Annotated in this window: 17 protein-coding genes; 12 read left to right on the forward strand and 5 right to left on the reverse strand. The window is 42.1% G+C overall.

The genetic code is table 11. The annotated features are described in order from the left end of the window. Nucleotides 1-229 precede the first annotated feature (229 nt). On the forward strand, nt 230-2,398 hold the full coding sequence (locus EJN84_RS08335) for a bifunctional alpha,alpha-trehalose-phosphate synthase (UDP-forming)/trehalose-phosphatase (protein WP_129594991.1): 2,169 nt from the start codon (nt 230-232) through the stop codon (nt 2,396-2,398). An 18-nt stretch (nt 2,399-2,416) separates the two neighbouring features. Continuing rightward, a complete protein-coding gene (locus EJN84_RS08340; RefSeq protein ID WP_129594992.1) occupies nt 2,417-3,505 on the forward strand; it encodes a mechanosensitive ion channel family protein in 1,089 nt (362 codons plus the stop codon). On the opposite strand, the gene EJN84_RS08345 is transcribed toward EJN84_RS08340, so the two are convergent. Further along, nucleotides 3,492-5,285 carry a glycoside hydrolase family 15 protein gene (locus EJN84_RS08345; protein ID WP_129594993.1) on the reverse strand — a complete coding sequence of 598 codons (1,794 nt, stop codon included), beginning with the start codon at nt 5,283-5,285 and terminating at the stop codon, nt 3,492-3,494. The two genes, EJN84_RS08340 and EJN84_RS08345, sit on opposite strands and share 14 nt — an antisense overlap. 118 nt (nt 5,286-5,403) lie before the next feature. Further along, a complete protein-coding gene (locus tag EJN84_RS08350) occupies nt 5,404-6,444 on the reverse strand; it encodes an asparaginase (protein ID WP_101487964.1) in 1,041 nt (346 codons plus the stop codon). A 176-nt stretch (nt 6,445-6,620) separates the two neighbouring features. On the opposite strand from EJN84_RS08350, the gene EJN84_RS08355 reads away from it, so the two are divergent. Next, nucleotides 6,621-7,037: an OsmC family protein gene (locus tag EJN84_RS08355; RefSeq protein ID WP_129594994.1), complete on the forward strand. Its 417-nt coding sequence runs from the start codon at nt 6,621-6,623 to the stop codon at nt 7,035-7,037. An 85-nt stretch (nt 7,038-7,122) separates the two neighbouring features. Here EJN84_RS08355 and EJN84_RS08360 read toward each other — a convergent pair whose 3' ends face one another. Then, nucleotides 7,123-8,481, reverse strand: coding sequence for a Gfo/Idh/MocA family oxidoreductase (locus tag EJN84_RS08360; RefSeq protein WP_129594995.1), 1,359 nt, complete (start codon nt 8,479-8,481; stop codon nt 7,123-7,125). A gap of 2 nt (nt 8,482-8,483) precedes the next feature. After that, a complete protein-coding gene (locus EJN84_RS08365) occupies nt 8,484-9,260 on the reverse strand; it encodes a sugar phosphate isomerase/epimerase family protein (RefSeq protein WP_165004197.1) in 777 nt (258 codons plus the stop codon). 427 nt (nt 9,261-9,687) lie between these two features. On the opposite strand from EJN84_RS08365, the gene dapA reads away from it, so the two are divergent. From dapA to EJN84_RS08410, 9 genes are all read left to right on the forward strand, one after another. After that, a complete protein-coding gene (gene dapA, locus EJN84_RS08370) occupies nt 9,688-10,575 on the forward strand; it encodes a 4-hydroxy-tetrahydrodipicolinate synthase (RefSeq protein ID WP_129594997.1) in 888 nt (295 codons plus the stop codon). Between the two features lie 236 nt (nt 10,576-10,811). Continuing rightward, nucleotides 10,812-12,845, forward strand: a complete 2,034-nt coding sequence (locus EJN84_RS08375; RefSeq protein WP_129594998.1) for a M13 family metallopeptidase — start codon at nt 10,812-10,814, stop codon at nt 12,843-12,845. Nucleotides 12,846-12,887: 42 nt separating this feature from the next. Beyond that, on the forward strand, nt 12,888-13,493 hold the full coding sequence (locus EJN84_RS08380) for a riboflavin synthase (protein ID WP_129594999.1): 606 nt from the start codon (nt 12,888-12,890) through the stop codon (nt 13,491-13,493). A gap of 24 nt (nt 13,494-13,517) precedes the next feature. Next, nucleotides 13,518-14,087, forward strand: coding sequence for a nitroreductase family protein (locus EJN84_RS08385; protein WP_129595000.1), 570 nt, complete (start codon nt 13,518-13,520; stop codon nt 14,085-14,087). 227 nt (nt 14,088-14,314) lie between these two features. After that, nucleotides 14,315-15,637: a hypothetical protein gene (locus EJN84_RS08390; RefSeq protein ID WP_129595001.1), complete on the forward strand. Its 1,323-nt coding sequence runs from the start codon at nt 14,315-14,317 to the stop codon at nt 15,635-15,637. Between the two features lie 212 nt (nt 15,638-15,849). Next, on the forward strand, nt 15,850-17,211 hold the full coding sequence (locus EJN84_RS08395) for a tetratricopeptide repeat protein (protein ID WP_129595002.1): 1,362 nt from the start codon (nt 15,850-15,852) through the stop codon (nt 17,209-17,211). Between the two features lie 84 nt (nt 17,212-17,295). Continuing rightward, on the forward strand, nt 17,296-17,880 hold the full coding sequence (gene lptC, locus EJN84_RS08400) for an LPS export ABC transporter periplasmic protein LptC (RefSeq protein ID WP_129595003.1): 585 nt from the start codon (nt 17,296-17,298) through the stop codon (nt 17,878-17,880). After that, nucleotides 17,877-19,160, forward strand: coding sequence for a hemolysin family protein (locus EJN84_RS08405; protein ID WP_129595004.1), 1,284 nt, complete (start codon nt 17,877-17,879; stop codon nt 19,158-19,160). Before lptC ends, EJN84_RS08405 begins: the two co-directional genes overlap by 4 nt. A 140-nt stretch (nt 19,161-19,300) precedes the next feature. Next, on the forward strand, nt 19,301-21,436 hold the full coding sequence (locus EJN84_RS08410; protein ID WP_129595005.1) for a peptidylprolyl isomerase: 2,136 nt from the start codon (nt 19,301-19,303) through the stop codon (nt 21,434-21,436). A 102-nt stretch (nt 21,437-21,538) separates the two neighbouring features. Here EJN84_RS08410 and EJN84_RS08415 read toward each other — a convergent pair whose 3' ends face one another. Next, nucleotides 21,539-23,194 (reverse strand): diphosphate--fructose-6-phosphate 1-phosphotransferase, encoded by a 1,656-nt coding sequence (locus EJN84_RS08415; protein ID WP_129595006.1) that lies wholly within the window; start codon nt 23,192-23,194, stop codon nt 21,539-21,541. Nucleotides 23,195-23,922: the final 728 nt, after the last annotated feature.

Below are 23,922 nucleotides of genomic sequence, written 5' to 3' on the forward strand. Positions count from 1 at the left end.
ACATATACACTCTCATATAATTCTTGTTCAATACGATAATGCGAGAAGAAAAATGATTAGATTCATATTGAAAAAAGGTTAAAAAATAATCTTTCTTTAATATTTGACGTTTTATACATGAAAACATTTACTGCTTTATTCCATTTTAATTGAAAACGAGAGTGGACGCAAAAATAAAACTTCGAGAGAGGAAAGAATATGTCGTTTTTTGGATTTAATATCTAAGCGTATGAAATTAGTGATTATTGCAAACCGTTTACCCGTAAAAATCGAAGAAAAAAACAATTCATACAGCATCAAACGAAGTGAAGGCGGATTAGCTACCGGGCTGAGTTCATTGGATACGTCCATAGAAAAATTTTGGGTTGGATGGCCAGGAATTTACGTGGACGACAAAAGCCTCCAAAAACGAATAACCCGAAGGCTGCACGCCATGCATTTTCATCCTGTCTTTCTTAGCCAGGAACAAATTGAAAAATACTACGAAGGATACAGCAACAGCATTTTGTGGCCACTCTGTCATTATTTTTTCTCCTATATCGAATACGGCTCATGCTTTTGGGAAGCATATAAGGAAGTCAATACACTGTTTTGCGAAGAATCATTACCCTTCATCGATGAAAACGATATCGTTTGGATACAGGATTATCAATTGATGTTGCTCCCCAAAAAGATTCGAGACCACAAACCACAGGCAAATATCGGATATTTTCATCATATTCCGTTTCCATCATTCGAGCTATTCAGGGTACTCCCCGAAAGGAAAGAGTTGTTGGAAGGCTTACTTGGGGCTGACCTTATTGGTCTGCATACACACGACTACATGCGCCATTTTATCAGTTCGCTTTATCGGGTTCTCGATCTCAATTGCGATTTGGATGAAATAAAACTTCAGGACCGAACCGTACATGTGGATGCTTTTCCGATGGGAATCAACTACCAAAAATATCACGATGCGGCTCTGCTTCCGGCAGTGAGAAAAGAATCGGCCGAGCTGAAAAAGAAATTGGGCAATCAGACTATCATATTATCCGTAGATCGTTTGGACTATAGCAAAGGGATTCTCAACAGAATAAAAGGGTTTGCACAATTTTTGGAGAATCATCCCGAATATCGCGAAAAAGTTTCGCTGGCCATGATCGTTACACCTTCGCGCGACAATGTAGAGAGATATGCCGATCTGAAAACACGTATCGATCAAACAATCGGGCAGGTCAACGGCAAGTATGCCACCGTGGGATGGACACCTATCCATTATTACTATCGAAGCTTCGATTTCGAAGGCCTCTCGGCCATGTATGATGTTGCAGATATAGCGCTGGTTACGCCTCTTCGCGACGGAATGAATCTGGTGGCAAAGGAATATCTCGCATCGAAACGTGAAAAACCCGGCGTGCTGATACTGAGCGAAATGGCAGGTGCAGCTATCGAACTTACCGATGCGATTATCATCAACCCGATGGATGCCAACGAAATAGAGAATGCCATTTTGCAAGCCATCACAATGAGTGAACATGAAAAAAAAGAACGCTTATGGAGAATGCAAAAAACAATTTCCAATCAAACCGTTCAAAAATGGGCTAACGATTTTGTCAAGGAATTATCCTATATCAAAAAACAAAACGAAGAAATTTACCAGAAAATCATCGATAAGAAACAATTGGCACAGATCAAACGACAATACGACAGATCGTCACACAGGCTGCTCGTACTCGATTATGACGGAACACTTGCGCCTTTTTATAAAAAGCCGGAAGAAGCGGCTCCTTCACCCATACTGCTTTCGTTACTCGAAAAAATGGCCAAAGATCCGGCTAACCACGTGGTGATCAACAGTGGACGAAGCAGTGAGATGTTAGAAAAATGGTTTGGTGATTTGCCAATAGATCTTTCGGCGGAACATAGTGCACTGTATAAGGAAAATGGCGAATGGCACGAAAATTTTAAAAAAATCGAGCAATGGGATTCCGAAATATTGGACATCATACAACGCACGATAGAAAAAACTCCCAATTCGTGGTTAGAAATAAAAAATACAGCTCTTGTGTGGCACTATCGCAAGGCCGATACATGGTTGGCCAATTTGCGCGAAGAACAATTGGTGAGGGCGCTAATAGAGCCCTGCACAAGGCTGAATCTACAAATTGTTCCGGGTAATAAAATATTGGAAATAAAGCCATCTGCATTCAATAAAGGCACCGAAATAAAGCGGCGCATGCAGAAAGAAAAATTTGACTTTGTGCTGGTAATTGGCGACGACACCACCGATGAAGATATGTTTCGCGCAATCCCGAGCGACGGGATCAGTATAAAAGTAGGAGATTTTTCGCCCATCGCCAAATACCGAATATCGCTACAATCCAAAGTAATTCCTTTTTTGACAAAACTCATCTCTTAATTTTTTCAGCAATATAATATGGAATGGTTTGATCAACTTTTTGAGCGTTATCCATCGAGTAGATACTTAGTTCTGTTCATAGCATTTGCTGCGATATTCCTCATTCTTGTATTTCTTTTGAATGCCTTATCAAAAAAACTACAGAAACGGGCACAAAAGACAAAAAGTCCGATAGACGACATCATCATTCGAATGGTTCGGTTGCCGGCGCTATGGCTGATCTTCTCGACCTTGTTGAGTACATTCAGCACCTATCTGAAGGACGACGCCCAAATATTCGAGACATTGCAGAAAATAAGCCAGATACTCTTAATTCTGATTATAGGTTGGGTGCTCATACAAACAATAAGAGCCATATTTCGATATTTCCGGAACAAACTCAACATCGAAAATGCGAACAACCTAGAAGCCCGCAAGCGATTAACTCAATTGAGTATGATCGAAAAAATAACGATTATTTCGGTTTCGGTTATTTTTATATCGATAGCTTTGATGTCGATCGAATCGCTTCGAAGCATCGGCGTGAGTATATTGACTTCGGCAGGCGTCATCGGCGTTGTGGTCGGGTTGGCCGCCCAGCGAAGCGTAGGGCAAGTACTTTCGGGAGTTCAGATTGCATTTACACAACCCATTCGATTGGACGATGTAGTCGTTATAGAAGGAGAATGGGGCCGTATCGAAGAAATCAATATTACGTATGCCGTAGTAAAAATCTGGGACGAACGTCGTTTGATAGTCCCCATAGATTATTTTCTCCAAAAGCCCATACAGAATTGGACCAGAAACACGTCAAACATACTTGGGTCGGTATTTCTGTATGTTTCGTACGATCTTCCGGTAGAACCGCTCAGAGAGAAATTGAAAACCCTTGTAGAAGCAAATCCCAACTGGGATGGCCGCGTTCAGAACATCCAAATTACGGATGCAAAACAATGGTATAAGGAACTGCGAATTTTGGTAAGCAGCTCCGATTCATCCAAAAATTGGGATTTACGCGTAGATATTCGCGAAAAGATGATTGATTTCATTAACGAAAAATATCCCGATTCGTTTGCAAAGATATACCTCAAGCCGCAATCCCCCGAAAAAGAGATTATGGCCGAATAAATTTCGATACAACTTTTTCTTCGGAGAACAGTGTTGCCGCATTAATAAATGCCAAGTGAGAATAGGCTTGAGGAAAATTACCCAGTAAACGACCCGTTTCGAAATCGAAATCTTCGCTATACAATCCCACATGATTGGCATAGGCCACAATGGAATCAAACATGCGACGTGCCTCTTCCTTCTCGCCAATAGCATAAAGAGCCTGTATCATCCAAAAATTGCACACGGTGAACGAAGAGGAAGGATGACCAAAATCGTCAGCCGATTTATACCTGTACATCAATCCTTTATATTGCAGATGTTGACGAATAGATTTGACCGTCTTGACAAACCTCTCGTCATTGGCATCGATAAACCCATAATAATGCATCAGCAAAAGTGAAGAATCGTAATCATTGTTTTCGTAGGCCTGCGAAAAACATTGCATCTCCTCCTTCCATCCTTTTTCGAAAATATCGGCTTTAATTTTCTCACTCTCGGTTTTCCAAAGCTCGGCATAACTGTTTTTATGAAGTAGTTCGGCGATAGCCGTAGCCCGATCCATGGCCACCCAGCTCATCACTTTCGAAAAAACAAAATTCAATTTTCGTGTGCGAAACTCCCAAATACTGTGATCGGGCATCTGCCATGTTTGCGAAACCGAACGGGCAATAAATCTCACAATCTCCCACATTTCCTCAATCTCATCCAGCGTACCGGGAAAATAAAGGTAATATTTATAGATAACATCCAGTAAATATCCCGGCGAATCGTTTTGAATTTGTGTAAAAGCGGCATTACCGATTCTTACGGGATAAGAATTTTCGTAGCCCGACAAGTGAGTAAGCTCGACCTCCGTCAACTCTCTTTCGCCCCTGATACCATACATTATTTGAAAAACATCATCGCGCGAACGCAGCAAGTTTTTCACAAACCCGATAAAGCGCTCGGCAACATTTTTATGCCCCATGTACACAAGGGAGCTGATAGACATAGAGGCATCGCGCAACCAGCAGAACCGATAATCCCAATTGCGACACTCACCGATAGATTCGGGCAAACTGGTAGTGAGCGCGGCAATCATTGCACCTGTGGAATGGTATGACATCAATTTGATAACCAGCAGGCTTCGGTTGATCATATCTTCGTATTCGAGAAATTTTCGCGAACGATTGGTCCAGTTGAGCCAATAAACTTTGGTTCGTTCATAATCAAGATGAATTCTTTCTAAATCAATCGGGATAAGTTTCTGAGTGTACGAAAGCAAAAAAAATTCGTCGGAGGACAAGCGAAATTCCTCACCATTGAGTATGGTATCGAAATCGACACTGCTGTACAAATAAATTTCGTTTCGGTCGTTCACTACCGAAGTGGTTTTGATATAGTCCCTGTATTTTTCATGAACAACGGACTCGGTAGCGTAATTCATTTTGGGATCGTAGCAAACCGATAAGCGTGGTTTTCCTCTTATAACTCTGAGGTAGCGATGAATTTCGGGAGGCAAATAATATCTTTGTTCGATGGTGCGATAACGGGGCATATAATCGTAAACCACGAATGCCCCTTCTTCCGATTCGTACCAGGTGGATAAGATATTTGTATTCTTGAAATATTTTTGAGAGATCGCGTAATCGGACGAAACTTCAAAAGAAAAACTACCCCCTTTGTTTTCATCCAGTAATTTGGAAAAAACGGAAGGAGAATCAAAATCGGGAAGGCAAAACCAATCGATGCTGCCTTCCTTCGAAATAAGTGCGGCAGTGCGGCAGTTGCCTATGACACCGTAATCCAAGTTATTCATCGCCATAATCTTCATTTTTTTCTATGCAAAGATAACGATTTAGGGCATGATATCGCTTTAGGGCCTTAAAAAAGGAAGAGAATAGATTCGAACAATTTACACATTTAAGCAAGCAAAACTAACGTTGGGTAAGTTCTCCACGAAGCGATACAGGCATAAGGCGAGTAACTTCGTCGGGCGTTTTGCCCGCACCAAACAAAATCATCAGCTTGGCAAGAGCGGCCTCGGTAGTCATGTCGAAGCCACTTACGACTCCTGCCTTTTGTAGTTTCTGCCCATTTTCGTAACGATGCATTTCCACCGATCCATACAAGCATTGCGTGACATTTACCACAACAATTCCTCGATCAACTGCCTCATGCAACAAATCGATAAACCACTTCGCACTTGGCGAATTACCCGAACCATAAGTTTCGAGAACAACCCCTTTCAACCCCGGTACAGACAAATGAGCATGTACCACTTCGGGAGTAATACCCGGAAAAAGTTTCAACACAGAAACATGATGATCGAGAGCGTAGTTGAATGTGGCAGGACTACTATAATCGGGCTGAAGAATGAATTTGTATTCATAGCGAATATCCACTCCAACCTCTGCCAAATAAGGATAATTTGGACTATTGAAAGCACTGAAATCATCAGCACTAACCTTCATCGTCCGATTGCCCCGCATCAACAAATTTTGCATATAAATACACAACTCAGGGACCATGGGATTGCCGTCCGGATCTTTGTCGGCAGCGATTTCGAGTGCAGTAATCAGATTTTCTTTTCCATCCGAGCGATATTTTCCGATAGGTAATTGCGATCCGGTAAAAATAACCGGCTTGGTAAGATTTTCCAACATGAAGCTCAGAGCCGAAGCGGTATATGCCATTGTATCCGTTCCGTGCAGAATAACGAAACCATCGTATCCCTCGTAATTATCCTCGATTATTCCGGCCATTTCCTGCCATTTTGCCGGCGAAACGTCGGACGAATCGATGGGAGGATCGAACAAATAGGTATCGACGCTGAAATTTAATCTTTGAATTTCCGGCACATTCGAGCCCAAATGACTGAAGTTGAACGGTTCGAGCGCACCGGTTTCAGGATTCTCAACCATGCCGATGGTTCCCCCGGTATAAATGAGCAATACTTTAGCATTAATATCGGTCATAACAGTATTATTTAGTACAAAAGTAACAAAAAATAAGACGCAAAAACACAATACAAGAAAATAATCTCAACGTAACACATTGTGCTAAAACAGATTATAATATTTTTCCACAGATCAAACCAATTATGAATTAATTTGTTTAATAGATAGAATAATTCAAAACAAAAAGTATCAAAATGACATTACATTCTATCAAAACTGTATGGAAAGAAAATAATATTTTCGAGACCGATGTGGATGGACACAACATCGTAATAGACTTAGCCAAAGAAGAAGGAGGCAATGATGCCGGGCCGCGTCCGAAAAAACTACTTTTGGTTGCTGCGGCCGGTTGTACTGGCCTCGATGTAATCGAAATTGTTCAAAAAATGCGATTGAAGGTTACCAACTTCGACATCAGAATTGAGGCCGAAGTAAGCGATGAGCATCCCAAACAATACACATCGATAAAAGTAATTTACGAATTTGAAGGCGAAAACCTTCCGATAGAGAAACTCGAAAGAGCATGCAAAATTTCTTTCGACCAATATTGCGGCGTATTGGCGATGTACAAAAAAGCCGTTCCCGTAACTTACGAGGTGCGGGTTTTATAGAACATTTTTTTGCACATTCCATGTAAAAGAGGCTGCGTGAGCTCACACAGCCTCTTTTTTTAAATTCACATTTACGGGTATCGCGTCAATATTTGAAAATCTTCCCGCCCGCCATAACTTGTTTGGTCGTTTCGTCGAAAATAGCACGCTGCCCGGTTCGCAAAGCAGCCGTAACCATGATATCGGCAATGGAATGGCTATAGCCGGCTTCCACGGGTGCATTCGTCTTAAGATTGTTGGCGCGTACGCAATCCATCCAATTTTTCATATGCGCATTGGTTAAAGGATCCGACCCTGTGTTCGAACCCGTTTCCACCTTTATTTGCGGCAGTTCGAAAGGTTCGAGTAAAAATGGTTTCATTCCCATCTCGGCCGCATAACGCTCTGTCAGTCCACCTTCGCTACTCACAACGTTTGTGTCGAGATCGAGTTTGCCTCCGTTAGAAAAATACCATTCCTTCGTACCTCCGGAGGAATTGTTCTGTCGAGACGAATAGATTACCTGAAAACCGTTGCCCGGCACTTTTTCTTTGCTGTCGCCATAATCGAGGACTGCCGTCACCGTGTCGTAATTGGTTCGTCCGTCGTTCCACATATATATTCCTCCGTTAGCCACTGCCGACCGCGGATATTGCAAGCCCGAGAACCAGTGTACCGTATCGATTTGATGGGCCATCCATTGTCCCGGTATGCCCGAAGAATATGGCCAGAACAAACGATATTCGAGGTATTTTCGCGGATCCCAGGGTTCGTAAGGGCGATTCATCAAAAAACGCTTCCAATCGGTATCCTGTTCGCGAATTTCTTTTGTGAGCTGAGGTAATCTCCACCGGCCGGGTTGATTGACATTCCACGTCATTTCGACGGCAATGATTTTTCCGAATTTACCCGATCGGATATAGTCGTAGGCCGCTTGATAATTGACTCCGCTGCGTCGTTGCGATCCAACCTGAATGACTTTGTTTGCTTCCTTGGCGGCCTTTAGTGCGTAATTGGCATCATCCATTGTTTCGGCAAAAGGTTTTTCTACGTACACATGACATCCGGCCTTGACGGCTTCCGCCGTGAGCAGCGCATGTTGAAAATCGGCCGTACTGATGATGACGGCGTCGGGCTTTTGAGTCCAGAGTTCGTCCGTGTTTCGAGCCGTACGAATGGTTTCGCCGGTCTGCTTGTTATACCATGCCTGCCCTTCTTCGCAACGACGACTCCAAATATCGCAAATAGTGTACAGCTCGAAATTCATCTCCTTGGCATATTTCAGAAAAGATTTTCCAAGAGAGTCCTTGAAGCGATTCGAAAAGCCAAGCACGCCTACCCGAATGCGGTCGTTAGCGCCCATGATATTGGCATAACTTTTTGCCGACATATTCAACGTACTGCCGACGGCAAGTCCGGCAACACCCATTGCCGATTTTTTAATGAAATTTCTTCTTGTTTCCATGATTAGTTATTGAATTGTTTTTTAATGGTTTCGATGGCAATGGGCGCTTGTGTCTGCATGTCCTTCCATTGTGCTTCGATGGATATGCGCCCTTTGTAGTCTATTTTTCGCAAAGCGTCGAAATAGGGCCGAAAGTCTTCATTATAGGTTCCCGGAACAGCTCTGTCCTGTTTTTCGGCAATATGAACATGTTTGATCAGTTTTCCGTATTTCACGATATTTTCCGGATTTTCGTTGTCCATCTTCATGTGATAAATATCGGCCAAAAGCCTGAAATTGGGATGATTTACGGCTTTCACAATTTCCCCTCCTTCGGCAACCGAATTGATGAAATTGCATTCTTTGGAATTTAATGGCTCCAAAACAACCGTTACGCCATATTTTTTGGCTATCGGTGCCATTTGTTTGCATAAATCGATGAATTGCCGACGGGCTTCGCTGCGCGAAAATCCTTCAGGGATATTGCGCGAGCCACCGCTTCCAAACACGATAATTTCGACACCCGCCTGTTGCGCTCGCTTAAAGGCAGTTTCCATATACTGTAATATGTGTACGTGCACGGCATCAGGGCCGACACTTTTCATGGATGACGGAATAAAACCGTTGCAGGCCTCAACGGGAAGCGAATAACGAGATGCATCATCGAGAATTGCAGAAAACTCCTCATCACTTTTGTCGGGAATAAGAAATTTGCCCACTCCTTCTTCAACGTAACTGTATCCTGCCTGCTGAAGCATTTCTGCATTACTATACCTGGTGCATATACCCATTCTGGGCATATTTTCCTGTGCTCTAATTATTTCCGCATACAAACCTGAAAAAAATAATGCGAAAAATAACAATTTGTAAAAGAATGTTGTTTTCATATCATCATGTAAAATTATTAGATGCAATGAACGATTAAGGAATTGAGAATTTTGAGAACACGTGTGCATATTCGACGTTTTCGACTTCGGCAAGCACCTAAAGAAAAGTTTTTTTGATGCTTTATCTGTATTAGAAAACAATAGAAAAGTTGCAGCCACAAATATAGTAATTTTCGCAAAAAAACAACTTTTTGATTCGATATTTTTGTTTTTTTGAAAATGCCGACTATGACATTAAAAAAATTTCTATCTTTGTGATGTTATTTTGATTAAGTTAATGGCATTTTGTTTTTTATAGATTATCATCTAATCCAAAAAGGCAAGTAAATTCACTTATTTCATGTCAGCAATACATTTAGAAGGAATGGGAGTGGCTTTGGTTACCCCGTTTCGCAAGGACAAAGCGGTAGATTTTGAAGCACTCGATCGCCTACTCGATTTTCATTTGGAAAATGGTACCGATTACATTGTGGCACTTGGCACTACAGCTGAAACGCCCACGCTTTCCGAATCGGAGAAATCTGAAATCGTAAGTGCCGTAGTACGCAAAATTGGCGGACGCATGCCCATCGTCATGGGGGTCGGCGGGAATAATACTGCCGGCGTGGTGCAACAACTCAAAACGCTCAACTTTGATGGCGTAGATGCCATACTTTCCGTAACGCCTTATTACAACAAACCCACACAGGAAGGTCTTTTTCAGCACTATCGTGCGATAAGCGAGGCATCTCCTCGGCCGGTTATCCTTTATAACGTTCCGGGCCGGACAGGCGTGAACTTGACCGCCGAAACAACGCTTCGCATCGCACGCGAATGCAAAAACGTAGTCGCCATTAAAGAAGCATCGGGCAATCTGGATCAGATTCGTGCAATCATTACCGGTGCCCCCGAAGGATTTAAGGTGATTTCGGGCGACGATGCTACCACGATTGACATTGTCGAAAGCGGAGGAATTGGCGTCATTTCGGTTTTTGGCAATGCTTATCCCAAACAGATGAGCGACTTGGTACACGATGCGTTGAAGGGTAAGATCGATGAAGCACGAAAACGCATGAAAACTCATTTCGACGAATTGTTTCGACTGATGTTTGTAGATGGCAATCCGGCCGGAGTAAAATGCGTGCTCCACGAAATGGGATTAATCGAAAACGAATTGAGACTACCTTTGGTGCCGGTAACGGAAAACACACGAAAATTAATCGTGGAAGAGATGAAGAAATTCGCGTAAAAGCGGAACAACTAAAGATAAATAAACCGTCAGAAGTGTTATCTTCAAACATTTCTGACGGTTTATGGTTAAAGCTTCATTCCGGAAATACTCAAGCAGAGAAACATTGCTTATCGGGAAAATCGCCACAAAGAGATTTTGAGCAACTTATTAAAAAAAACTTGCTTTCCGTATTTCTCCCCACCAAATAAATTCGTACTTTTGCGGTTGAGTATTTGAAAATCATCCCTTTAAAAATGAAACCACATTTTTTATTATTAATGCTGTTGACTATGACAATGTTAGGCAATTGTTCGCAGAACAATACCTCAGAACAAAAGCAAGACTTGAATCTTGCAAATCTCGACACCACAGTAGCCCCGGGTGCAGATTTCTATCAGTATGCCACAGGCGGTTGGCAAAAAGCCAATCCCATACCCGACGAATATTCACGCTATGGCACTTTCGACAAATTGCGAGAAGAAAACCAGAAACAAATAAAGGAGCTCATCGAAGAGCTCAGTAAAAAAAACAACGCCTTTGGTTCGAATGCACAAAAGGTAAGCGATCTGTATAAAATGGGAATTGATAGCGTGAAATTGAATGCCGAAGGAGCAGCCCCTATCAGACCTTTTCTTGAGGAAATTGCGGCCGCCAACACCGAAAAAGAGATTATACGCCTCATAGCTAAAATCGGGAAATATGCGTCAAACCCATTTTTCGGTTTTTATGTAGGCCCTGACGACAAAAACAGCAGCATGAATATTGCCCAACTCGCTCAATCGGGGATAGGATTGGGAGACAGAGAATATTATCTGGCCGACGACGAACACTCTAAAATGCTGCGAGACGAGTACCGGAAACTGATAAATACACAATTCAAAAATGCGGGATATAGCGACGCTGATGCTGCAAAAGCCTCGTCGGTGGTAATGAAAATCGAAACCGAATTGGCCGAATCGCATATTACGAAAGAGATGCGTCGCTTGCCGGAACTTAATTATCACAAATATCTGGTAAGCGAGCTGAATGAAAAAGTTGCCCCATTTGATTGGGCGTACTATCTGGAAGAAGTAGGGGCAGCTAATGCCGACAGTATAAATGTTTCGCAAGTAGAACCCGTCAGGCGCGCCATTCAGCTTATCCATACAGAACCTATCGATCACATCAAAGATTATTTAAGCTGGAAAGTCATCAACTCCGCTGCAAACTTCCTGAGTGATGAGTTTGTGAATGCAAATTTCGAATTTTACGGAAAAAAGATGAGCGGGAGCAAAGAACTTCGACCCCGATGGAAACGTAGTATCGACGCAGTCAACAGTGCCTTGGGTGAAGCCGTAGGTCAACTGTATGTCGAAAAATATTTTCCTCCTCAGGCCAAAGACCGTATGCTTCAACTTGTTGAAAATCTTAAAACATCATTGGGTGAGCGCATCGATAATCTTGAATGGATGAGCGACACAACAAAATCCAAAGCCCACGAAAAATTGGCCGCATTCATCGTAAAAATCGGATATCCCGATAAGTGGAAAGACTATACACCACTGGAGATAAAAGAGGATTCGTATTGGGCAAATATGATGCGCGCAGCCGAATACGAGTATAACGATATGATAAAAGACCTCAATAAACCGGTTGACAAAACAAAATGGTATATGACGCCTCAAACGGTCAATGCATACTACAACCCCTCCTCCAATGAAATTTGCTTTCCGGCAGGCATTCTGCAGCCCCCGTTTTTTTATATGAACGGCGACGACGCCATCAACTATGGCGGCATCGGAGTTGTGATAGGCCACGAAATGACTCACGGATTCGACGATCAGGGCCGAAAATTTGACAAGGAAGGAAATCTTACCGATTGGTGGACACCCACAGATGCTAGTCGGTTTGATGAAAGAGCAAAGGTATTGGTGGATTTTTATGACAACATTGTAGTGATCGACACCGTACATGCCAACGGTACTTTTACACTGGGCGAAAATATTGCCGATCAGGGAGGATTGCAGATAGCGTATAATGCCTTTCTGAAAACCGAACAGGCGAAACAAAACAAGAAAATCGACGGATTTACCCCGGCTCAACGCTTTTTCCTTTCCTATGCACTTTTGTGGGCAGGAAACGTGCGCGACGAAGAGATTCTTCGTCTCACCAAAATCGATCCCCATTCGCTCGGCAAATGGAGAGTGAACGGAGCATTGCCACATATTGATGCATGGTATGAAGCTTTTGACATTAAGGAAACCGATCCGATGTATGTTCCAAAGGAACAACGTGTTGCCATCTGGTGAATCTGCTTTTAGGATATGACTAATTGATTTTTAATAGGGATTATGTTTTCAGGAATTGTGGAAGAAGCTGCAACCGTAGTTGCACTAAACAGAAATAAAAGCAATCTCGATATTACGCTTACGTGCTCGTTTGTCAACGAATTGAAAGTTGATCAGAGCGTATCGCATAACGGCGTATGTCTCACGGTAGTAAAAATAGAAGATAATACCTACACCGTTACGGCCGTACAGGAAACACTTGATCGTTCGAATCTCGGAATATTGAGGCCCGGCAGCAAAGTTAACGTAGAACGAAGCATGATGATGAATGGCCGACTGGATGGGCACATCGTGCAGGGGCATGTAGATCAGACAGCCGTATGTACGGATGTTGTGGAAGCTGACGGTAGCTGGTACTACACATTTGAATATGCTTTCAACCCGGAAATGGCAAAGCGGGGATATTTAACTGTGGATAAAGGGTCTGTAACCGTTAACGGCGTGAGCCTGACTGTAGTGAACCCCACGGATAATAGCTTTTCGGTTGCTATTATCCCTTATACGCACGAGCTCACCAATTTCCACGAAATAGAAAAAGGATCAGTAGTCAATATTGAGTTCGATATTATTGGAAAATATATCAGCCGATTGATGGCTTTTCGGTCGTAAAATCGATTCTCGAAATTTATTGGGATGAATATTGAAGGAGCGGATTTTTTAGAATTTGTAAAGACCAGACAAAGCGATCGGGCTTTTGATCCCAACCGTCCGGTAGAAAAAGAAAAGCTCGATCGAATCATCGAGGCAGTGCGTTATGCGCCTTCGGCATGCAATGCCCAGCCTTATCATCTGATTGTGGTGGATGATCCCGAGCTAAAAAATAAAGTTGCCGACGCCACATCCACGCGTGTGTTGGGCCTCAATCATTTTACAAAACAGGCGCCTATTCACATTTTGATGGTAGAAGAAAAGGTTAATTTGTCGTCCGGAGTTGGAGGTTGGATAAAACAAAAGGATTACGCGCAACTCGATTTGGGTATTGCCGCCGCACACATGGTTCTCGCCGCACATGCCGAAGGATTGGGTTCGTGCATTTTGGGCTGGTTCGACGAAAAGAAAATGCGGCAACTTCTCAACATTCCCCAATCGAAGCGTGTTTGGCTCGACATCGTAATCGGATATAGCACGCAACCACTGCGTCCCAAAAAAAGAAAACCGATAGATCAAATCCTGACACGAAATGGCTATCTAAATAAGAAATAATAAAAAATCATCGTTCTTGGCTTAATCAATCCGAAAGACGTACGCACGTTGTTGCCAATACTCGCGTTACGACACCACGTCCGTTTACAAATATTAAACTTTAGTCTTTTTAACAACAAGACTAAGCCAATTTGTTGGTTACAAGCCAAAAATATGTCATCTTTGCAGTTCAAAAAATACATTCGGGACTAAACTCGCAGGGTATTGTGTTTTATTTGCAAAACAGAATGAAGAAAGTAATAAAAAGCCTCTTTCCGCTCCTTACATTATGGGCATTCGCCTCCATTGCCTTTGCACAACAGGTTGGCACCAATTCACTCTACAGTCGCTATGGCTATGGGCAGCTTTCTAACCCCGCAATCGGTGCTTCGGAGTCGATGGGGGGAATTAGCTACGGATTAAGAAGAAGTCAAGAAGTAAATCCGGGAAACCCTGCTTCGTACTCAAGCCTCGATACACTTACTTTTGTTTTCGACTATGGAATCTCCGGCCACTACTCCATTTACTCGGACGGATCGAACAAGCAAAATCTCTACAATGGAAATTTGGATTACGTAGCCATGCAATTTCCTCTGATTGGTAAGATTGCCGGAAGTTTTGGATTGCTTCCATATTCAAAAGTTGGTTATTCTTTCGGTCGTGAGCAATCCACTACCGATTTTACCTATCAAGAAATTTATAGTGGATCTGGAGGATTGAGCCAGGTGTATGGAGGAATTGCTTGGGAATTGTTTAAGTTTGCATCTATAGGAGCCAATGTTTCATACCTTTTTGGGAACATCGAGCACACACGTCAACTTCCTCTGATTAATTCGAACACTCTTGCGCGAATTAAAACCGATAAATTCAGATTCAGCGATGTGAAATTTGACTTCGGACTTCAGCTTACCTATCCCCTCAGTAGAGAAGAATCAATCACGATGGGGCTTGTGTATTCACCTAAAATAAATTCAGAATCAACGATATATCCTTACGATCGACTGATCAACTCGTCGGGGCAAGTCACACAACAATTGGAATCCGATACACTTACACACCAAAGCTTTCAGCTTCCAAATACTTTCGGAGCAGGGATATCGTATCGAAACAATAATTTGCTGGTAGGAATTGATGGTTCATACCAAACCTGGAAAGATATGCAATATCCTGACTATCTCGACGGAATGACTTCCGAAACAAGATTCAATAACAGATATAGATTAAGCGCCGGAGCCGAATATGTAAACGATCCACTCAGCAGAAACCTGTTGCAGCGGATACGTTTCAGAGCCGGTTTGTCTTTTGCCAATTCGTATAACAATGTAAATATATACCATCCGACCAATTCATCTCTTGTCGGCACTGATGGATTTAAGGAATATGGCTTTAATGTGGGTTTTGGTATTCCTTTCAGAGACATGTATAACGGGAGGGTATCTCTGCTGAATATTGGATTTGGGTATTCATTGCTCGAACCCAATGCAACGTATATGATCAAAGAGGAAGTTTTTAAAATCAGCCTGAGCATGAGTATCAACGAATTGTGGTTCTTCAAAAGACAATTCGAATAATGATTTTGAAAAAAGCGAGAATAAACGGAAAATGGAAAACAAAAAAACTTCTGTAAGTGCATTTTTTTTTGTAACCTAATTGCATCTAAGAAATTATCTTTTAATTTTGCATTCAATTGATACGTATGATACGTAACTAAAAAATTAAACTTTTCTTTTTGCAGAGCGTCTAAAAAGAAATCGGTAAAACAAATTAAAAACAAAAGGAAAAAATGAAAAAATTATTATTATCCTGTCTTCTTGCCATCGTTGCCATAGGAATAGCCAGTGCACAGAAACCGGGCTACGACCCGAAAGTTCCGTATGGACATGGGGAGGATAGCGTTAAATGTCTCATGAATTTGAGCTTGTTGCAAACTTCTGTAAAAGCATCTGCCTTCAAAGATGCAGTGGCTCCCTGGACCTACACATACGAAAACTGTCCGGCTGCAAGCAAGAACATCTACATCTACGGACCCCGCATCTTCAAAGCTTTATATGCACAGGAAACGGATCCGGCAAAGAAACAAGCTTTGCTCGACAAAGTCATGGAAATCTACGACACACGCCTTAAATATTTCGGCGCAGAGGAAGGAAAGTCGAAAATCATCGCATACAAAGTGTATGATTACATGGAATTGATGGGTGAAAAGGCCGATTCAAAATTCGTATACGAAGGATTGAAAGAAGCTATCGAGGAGGCTAAAGACAAAATGGAACCGTCGGATGCTTACGGATACTTTATGGCTGCCTCGCTGGTAGAATATCACAAAGACAATTCCAAAAAAGAACAATACCTCAATGACTATTTCACCGTAACGGGATATATTGATCAGGCTATAGCTAATGCCAATGCGGCAAACGATAAACAAACTGCCGATTATCTGGCTACCGTAAAAGAAGGTATTGTTGCCGGATTTGTAAGCAGCGGAGCCGGCGATTGCAATACTCTTATCGAATATTATGGAGATAAAATTGAACCAAATAAAAATGATAAGAATTTCTTAAATGAAGTCATTTCTTCGTTGAGTTCAGTAGGATGCACGGAGTCTGACCTGTACTTCACTGCAGCCGAGTATCTCTACAAACTCGAACCTTCGGCAAATGCCGCAGTCGGCTTGGCCAACAGAAGTCTTAGAAACAACGACTACGACACAGCGATAAAGTATTACAACGAAGCTGCAAATCTGGAAACAGACAAATCGAAAGCTGCCGATTATCTACTACAGCTTGCGGGAATTTTCTCGAATCAACGCAATTATTCGCGTGCCAGACAAGCTGCTTACGACGCACTGAAATACGATCCCAATAATGGAAAAGCATATATCCTTATTGCTCAATTATATGCCGCATCAGCCGGAAGCATTTTCCAGGAACCCGAAAAAGCGGGATTGGTATTCTGCGCCGCTGTAGATAAGTTGCAAAAAGCAAAATCGGTTGATCCAAGCGTAACTGCCGAAGCCAATAGCTTGATAAACAAATACGCTGCATACTTTATGGATACAGAAACGGCATTTATGATGGGAATTAAGGAAGGCCAATCTATATTCATACCGGGCTGGATTGGAGAAAACACTACGGTGAGACTGAAATAAACAGCAGTGTGATTTATCGAAGTTCGATTGGAAAAAGAACAAATAACATACACGAAAGAGAGACGACACATAACAATCGCCAGTATGGCGATTGTTATGTTGCTTTTTTGGGCATCGTGCAATAAGAAAGAGGCTGATTTTGTGGATATAAAATTCGATCCTGAAAGTACGCCTACAATGAGTACCGACTCGGTGGTTACTTTCATTTCCGATTCCGGAATCACACGCTACAAACTCATTGCTCAAAAATGGTTAGTTTTCGACAAAGCCAAAGATCCTCATTGGTATTTTCCGGAAGGACTTTATTTGGAGCGTTTTGATCCTTCGTTTAACATCGAGGCTACCATCATAGCCGACACGGCATGGAATTATACGGCGAAACGCCTGTGGAGACTGAAAGGCAACGTACATGTTCGAAATATGCAAGGCGAAGAATTTCGCAGCGACGAACTTTTTTGGGATGAAAAGCAACAGAAAGTCTATTCAGACAAATACATCGAAATCAAAAGAGGCAACTCGGAATTGAAAGGATATGGATTTGAATCGAATCAGGAAATGAACGAATACCGAATTTTTCGTCCTCACGAGGGTAAAATTCCATTCAAAGATAATCCTCAACTCAATGATTCGGTACCACGTCCTTTAACCTCAAATCCGGCGAAACCATGACATATTTACCCGAAAATAGCTGGTGGTTGATAATATCCATCTTGGTATGGCTGCTTATCTCCATTACCGAAACGGCTTTTGTAGCATCGGACAAAGTGCGTTATGTGCTCGACAAAAAAAACAACGGGGTTTTCAATCACATGCTCAATACCATTTATAATCATCCTCGTCAATTTTTAACAACCCTCGCTCTCGGCAATATCATTTTGCTCGGATGGATAATTTATTTCCTCATCGAGATTCTTGACCCGGCTCTGATGACTTTCACGCTTATGAAAAAAGAAGCGGTTCGGTATTTTTTTATTATTGTGGTTATTTCATTGCTGACTGTTGCTGCAAATCAATTCATTCCACGAATGATCCTGAGAAAAAATCCTGATGGGTGGATAAAAATCTTTGCTATTCCGGCTTTTCTATATTATATTTTAATATATCCGCTGACACGCGCTTTTATTCAGGTTTCCCGTTTTTTGTTGAAAATTTTTGGATGTTCCGTCAAACCGATTCAAAATGTGATTTTTAACGAAAAAGAGCTTGATTCGTACGTAAAACTAAACATTGAGGATATACCCAATGACAACGACGTCGATACAGACGTGAAGATTTTTCGCAATGCCCTCGATTTTTCAACCAAACGAGTGAAAGACTGCATGATTCCCCGAGCCGACATCATTGCAGTGAGAAACGACACAAGCACCGAGATATTGAAAGAAAAATTTATCGAGACAGGGCTTTCGCGTATTCTTGTTTTCGAAGACAACATCGACAATATCATCGGTTATATTCATATCTGGGAGTTATTTAACGACCCTGAAAACTGGACAAAAAAAATCACGCCTCTCACATTTGTACCCGAAAGTATGCAGGCAAAAAAACTCATGAGCGACCTCATGCAACAACATAAAAATATGGCGGTAGTAGTTGACGAATTTGGCGGTACCTCCGGCATCGTAACCCTCGAGGATCTGGTTGAGGAAATTTTTGGCGATATCTATGACGAATACGATACAAAAAGCCGTTTTTTGAAGAAAGAAAATGACAACGAATACGTTCTGTCGGGCAGAATGGAGATCGATCAAGTAAACGAAATTCTCGGATTGGATCTCCCCGAATCTGACGAATACAGCACCATAGCCGGAATGATACTTCACTATGCACAACGTTTCCCAAAAACGTATGAAACCATCGATATTGGAAAGTTCAGTTTCAAAATACTGAAAGTTACGGCCAGAAAAATTGAAGTTGTCAGATTAATGGTAAACAGTCTGAAAAAAGAGTAGCATTTTTTATCGACAACTGTAGCCCTCCATTACTTTTTCACATAAAAATAGATTTTATCTGCTTTATTTTTACTAACTTCGTGCCCTTGATTGAAACAGCATAAATTTTAACGATATTTTCTTAAACATTATTAGCATAAATGGCTACATTACAGAATATTAGAAACAGAGCTGGATTTCTGGTTGCAGTAATTGGTATTGCAATGCTGGCATTTATCTTGGGTGATTTGTTAACCTCGGGAACTACTATTTTCAACAAAGCGCGCGACAAAGCTTTCGAAGTAAACGGAGAAGTAATCTCCACTCAAGACTATTTCGATAGGGTTACGGAGTGGGAAAACTTTCAAAAAATGGTAAGCGGCGAAAATTCGCTCGATGAAAATGCCACTTCGCAAATCAGAGAATTGGTTTACCAACAAATGGTTCGAGAGAAAATACTCGATGCTCAAGCAAAAAAATTGGGATTAACGGTATCGAAAGAAGAATTGAACGACCTCGTACACGGAGAAACAATCTCTCCGCTGTTGCAACAACTGCCACTTTTTGTAAATCCCGAAACCGGAATTTACGATCGCAACGCTCTTATGAACTTCTTGAATACCATCAACCAACCAACTCAATCTTTCAAACCTGAGGAACAAGAATTGGTCGAACAATACAAAAGTGTTTGGCTGTTCATCGAAAATCTGATCAAATATCAGCGTCTCGAAGAAAAGTTTGGGGCATTGCTTTCGGGTGCTGTAATGGCCAATGATGTGGAAGCGAAAACCTATTTCGATCATTCGCAGACGAATGCCGATCTGACATACACCGTTCAAAATTATTACACAATCCCTGACTCTGCTGTAACCGTTTCAAACGAAGAAATAAAGGCCTTTTACGATAAGCACAAAAAAGATTTCAAACTGGCTGTTCCTGTAGCAAAACTCACCTATTTCGTTCGCGAAATCACTCCCAGTGATGCCGATTTTGCAGAAGTTGAGAAACAAGCCAACGAAGCTGCCGAAAAACTACGACAAGCGCAAAATCCTGCACCTGTAGTAGCAGACTATTCCGATACGCCATACAGAGATGTATTTGTAGCATCAAATTTGCTCACGCCAAGCCAATTATCTTTTGCTTCAACTGCTGCAATATCGGATGTTTATGGCCCTGTCAGAGAGGGCGACTCATATCAAATTTACAAACTAATCGACAAGACAGTTGCTCCCGACTCGGTTCATCTCCGATTGATCGTAGTGCCCGATCCGAGTGCCTTAGGACAAGACAGTACCGTCACTCACTTTATGGACAGCATATACAACGAAATTCAAGGCGGAAAATCGTTCGAAGAAGTTGCAAATTCCCTTAATCCACGCTCAAATGGAGGCGATGCCGGTTGGGCGAGAGAGATCGACCTGGCCCAATTGGGAAAAGAATTTATCCAACGGGCATTCTCATCCCCGATTGGCATACCACAGAAAATATCTGTACCCGGTCAGCAAATCATCATGCAGGTGGAGGAGCGAACTCAGCCCGTAACAAAGTATAAACTGGCCATCATAAATCTGCCTGTCGTGGTAAGTGAAAAAACCGCCAATAACGTGGATAACGAACTGAACCAATTTGTATCGAACCCCGAAGTAAGCAAAAAGTTTAATGAATTGGCGACAGAGAAAGGCTATTCCGTTGTTCCAAATTACACTGCCACTGCCACCGATTATATGATCGCACAAATTCCGAATTCGAGGCAAATTATCAATTGGGCTCTTAACGAAAAAACAAAAGGAACGGTTAAAAAATTCGATCTGACAAATTTACGTGTCATAGCACGCCTGGACGAAGTTATCCCTGCCGGTATAACGCCACTCTCGGAAGTTTCTGCCTCCATTCGGTCGTTATTGGTACGTGACAAAAAAGCTCAGAAAATTATTACAGACTTGAAAGCAAAAAATTTGACCGGTCTGGATGAATACGCTTCAGCTATGAACAGTAGAGTAGATACCGTTAAATTTGTCAACTTCAACACACAAAATATATCCGGATTAGGTTTCGAACCGGTTTTGAATGCCTTCTCGGCTTATGCTCCACTCAATAAAGTGATGGAACCTGCAAAAGGCAATATGGGAGTTTTTGTGGTAAGAATCGATAATCGCACCCGGTCTAACGAGTCGTTCGACGTGAAAGCTACCAAAACAACTTTAATGAACAACAACTCATACCGCTTGCAAATGCAGTCGATGGAAGTTCTTAAAGACAAACTGAAAGTGAAAGATAACCGATATCGGTTTTATTAATTTCCCATTTTTTTGGGGAGACATATTAAAAAAACGCTTCGAGAATTCTCGAAGCGTTTTTTTTAATACCCACAATTGGATTGGGCAATGGGAGAAATTTTGTCATTCCAACTTTCCTCGCTGCTCCAGCTGCAATGTTTTGCTTGGCTGATCACACACTTCAGTAGGCCCGAAATACTGAATAGGACCGGGATATACATAATCTGTTTCGATAGCCCATTCGTCGCGCTTGCTTTTGAAGTATTGAAAAGGAGCACCATCCAATTTTACGAGTGCTTTTTGAATAACGGGTTTCATTTCGCCGTGGCGACGTTCCATGTTCATCATCATGGTGATGGGAATTCCGCCGGCTATCCATTCGTGTGCAGGCGCAGTGGTGTTTCTAACGGAAGCCATATAGCCCGTTTTGCCTGAAGCAATCAGCATCGATGCGGTGTAGCCCAACGAATAGCAGTAATCGGCGTCGTAGTTGGATGGAGCTGCGCAACGACCTTCATATCCAAAGAAATGAGTGATGGTGGCAAACTTGCCTTTGTATTTTCCCTCCTTCGCCCATTCTTCAAGACGTGTAGCAACCATTTGTGCAAGCAACTCTTCGGTTTGAATCATCGAAACCTGAACATTGCCGTGAGGATCGCGATCGAGCGCCAATTGTTTTGCTACTTTCTCGGGCAGAGAAGCATAAATTTTAGCATTTTCCTGCGAAAGTTTACCGATAATATATTCACGCTGTTGCGAGCGACGTACCAAGCTGAATTCTTCGGTTTTCGAAAGCAAATCGTTCAACTCTGCAATGAGAGATTTGATGGCCGGAATAAATTCGATTAATCCTTCGGGAATGATTACCGTACCGAAGTTTAATCCTTTCTCGGCGCGTTGGGCTACTACCGTCGCAATCTGATCCACAATATCGTCGAGCGAAAGCGATTGGGCTTCAACTTCTTCCGAAATGATACAGATGTTGGGATGTGTTTGCAAAGCACATTCGAGGGCGATGTGCGATGCCGAGCGTCCCATCACTTTGATGAAGTGCCAGTATTTACGCGCCGAATTGCAATCGCGTTCGATATTTCCGATGAGTTCGGAATATACTTTGCAGGCAGTATCGAATCCGAAAGAAGTCTCGATTTGTTCGTTCTTCAAATCGCCATCGATAGTCTTGGGACACCCGATCACCTGAACACCGGCATTGATAGCCTTGTAATATTCGGCTAATACGCAAGCGTTTGTGTTCGAATCGTCACCACCAATAATTACCAAAGCCTTGATATCGAGTTTTTTCAAAATTTCCAATCCTTTGTCGAATTGTTCTTTCGTTTCGAGTTTGGTACGCCCCGAACCGATGATATCGAATCCGCCGGTATTGCGATATTCGTCGATGATATCGCCCGTAAGCTCTTTGTAATTGTGCTCTATCAAGCCGGCAGGACCGAGAATGAACCCGAAAAGTCGGCTTTGTGGGTGCAAACGTTTGATGCCGTCATAAATACCTGCAATTACATTATGACCGCCGGGAGCCTGCCCACCCGAAAGAATCACTCCAACATTCATGGGATTTTCCAAACCGGGTTGTCCATCGGTTTGGACAAACTTCACAACAGGCATTCCATAGGTATTCGGGAAAAGCTTTTTAATCTCTTCGGCATCTCCGGCTGCGCTCGTGGCGGCGCCTTCTTCGAGGCGAACATTGCTCCACAAGCCTTCCGGCATTTTAGGCACATAGGCAGCTCTTGCAATTTGTAAAGCGCTTTTTGTCATATAGTTTCTTAATTTATAGAGTTTGTGAAAATGGATTGCAGAATGCAGCGTTTTAGAATACGAAGATCGCATTTTTTTTTGACATACGAAAGTGAACCTCCAACAACTTTGAATAATCTTCTGATGAAAACCGCGATGTCAATTGTTTTATTTTGGTTCTATGTGAAATAGTGTGGGTAGATAAAAATTGAGGGTGCCTCATGAATTACGGATATCTGGCTTATTACTACAATTCCGCTCTTCCTTCTCCATTCCCTATTTTACATTAGCAATTAATTTATCGACCTCATCTCTTCATCGGGGCACCCGATCTGCGCAGAGAGCGTGCCGTCAGGCAAAAGACAAGCTGTTTGAGCCGCCGCAAGGCGGTGAGTTATTTGTCTTTTAGCGAACAAGCAGCTATCGGGTCGATGAGGAGATGCAGTCTTGATCTTTTTTGCATACTTTTTTGCATCAAGACAAAAAAGTATGTGGGGTTTGGGGCAACGCCCCAAGAGTCAATGGATAATGCACAATGCATAATTTCCCGATTTGATAATTCATTGAAATTCTCATTTCTTTACTTCCCATTTCTCTATTTCTTGTTAATTCTCAATTCTTAATTATACATTATCCATTATACAATAGTTCGGTAAATATTCAATTAACTAATTAATATTCAATGTTTTATATAACAAAGTTTAACATAAAAAATAAGGTTAAGTAGCTGATTATCAGTATCTTTATAG

This window comes from Seramator thermalis, from assembly GCF_004138125.1.
Taxonomy (GTDB): Bacteria; Bacteroidota; Bacteroidia; order Bacteroidales; family Dysgonomonadaceae; genus Seramator; species Seramator thermalis.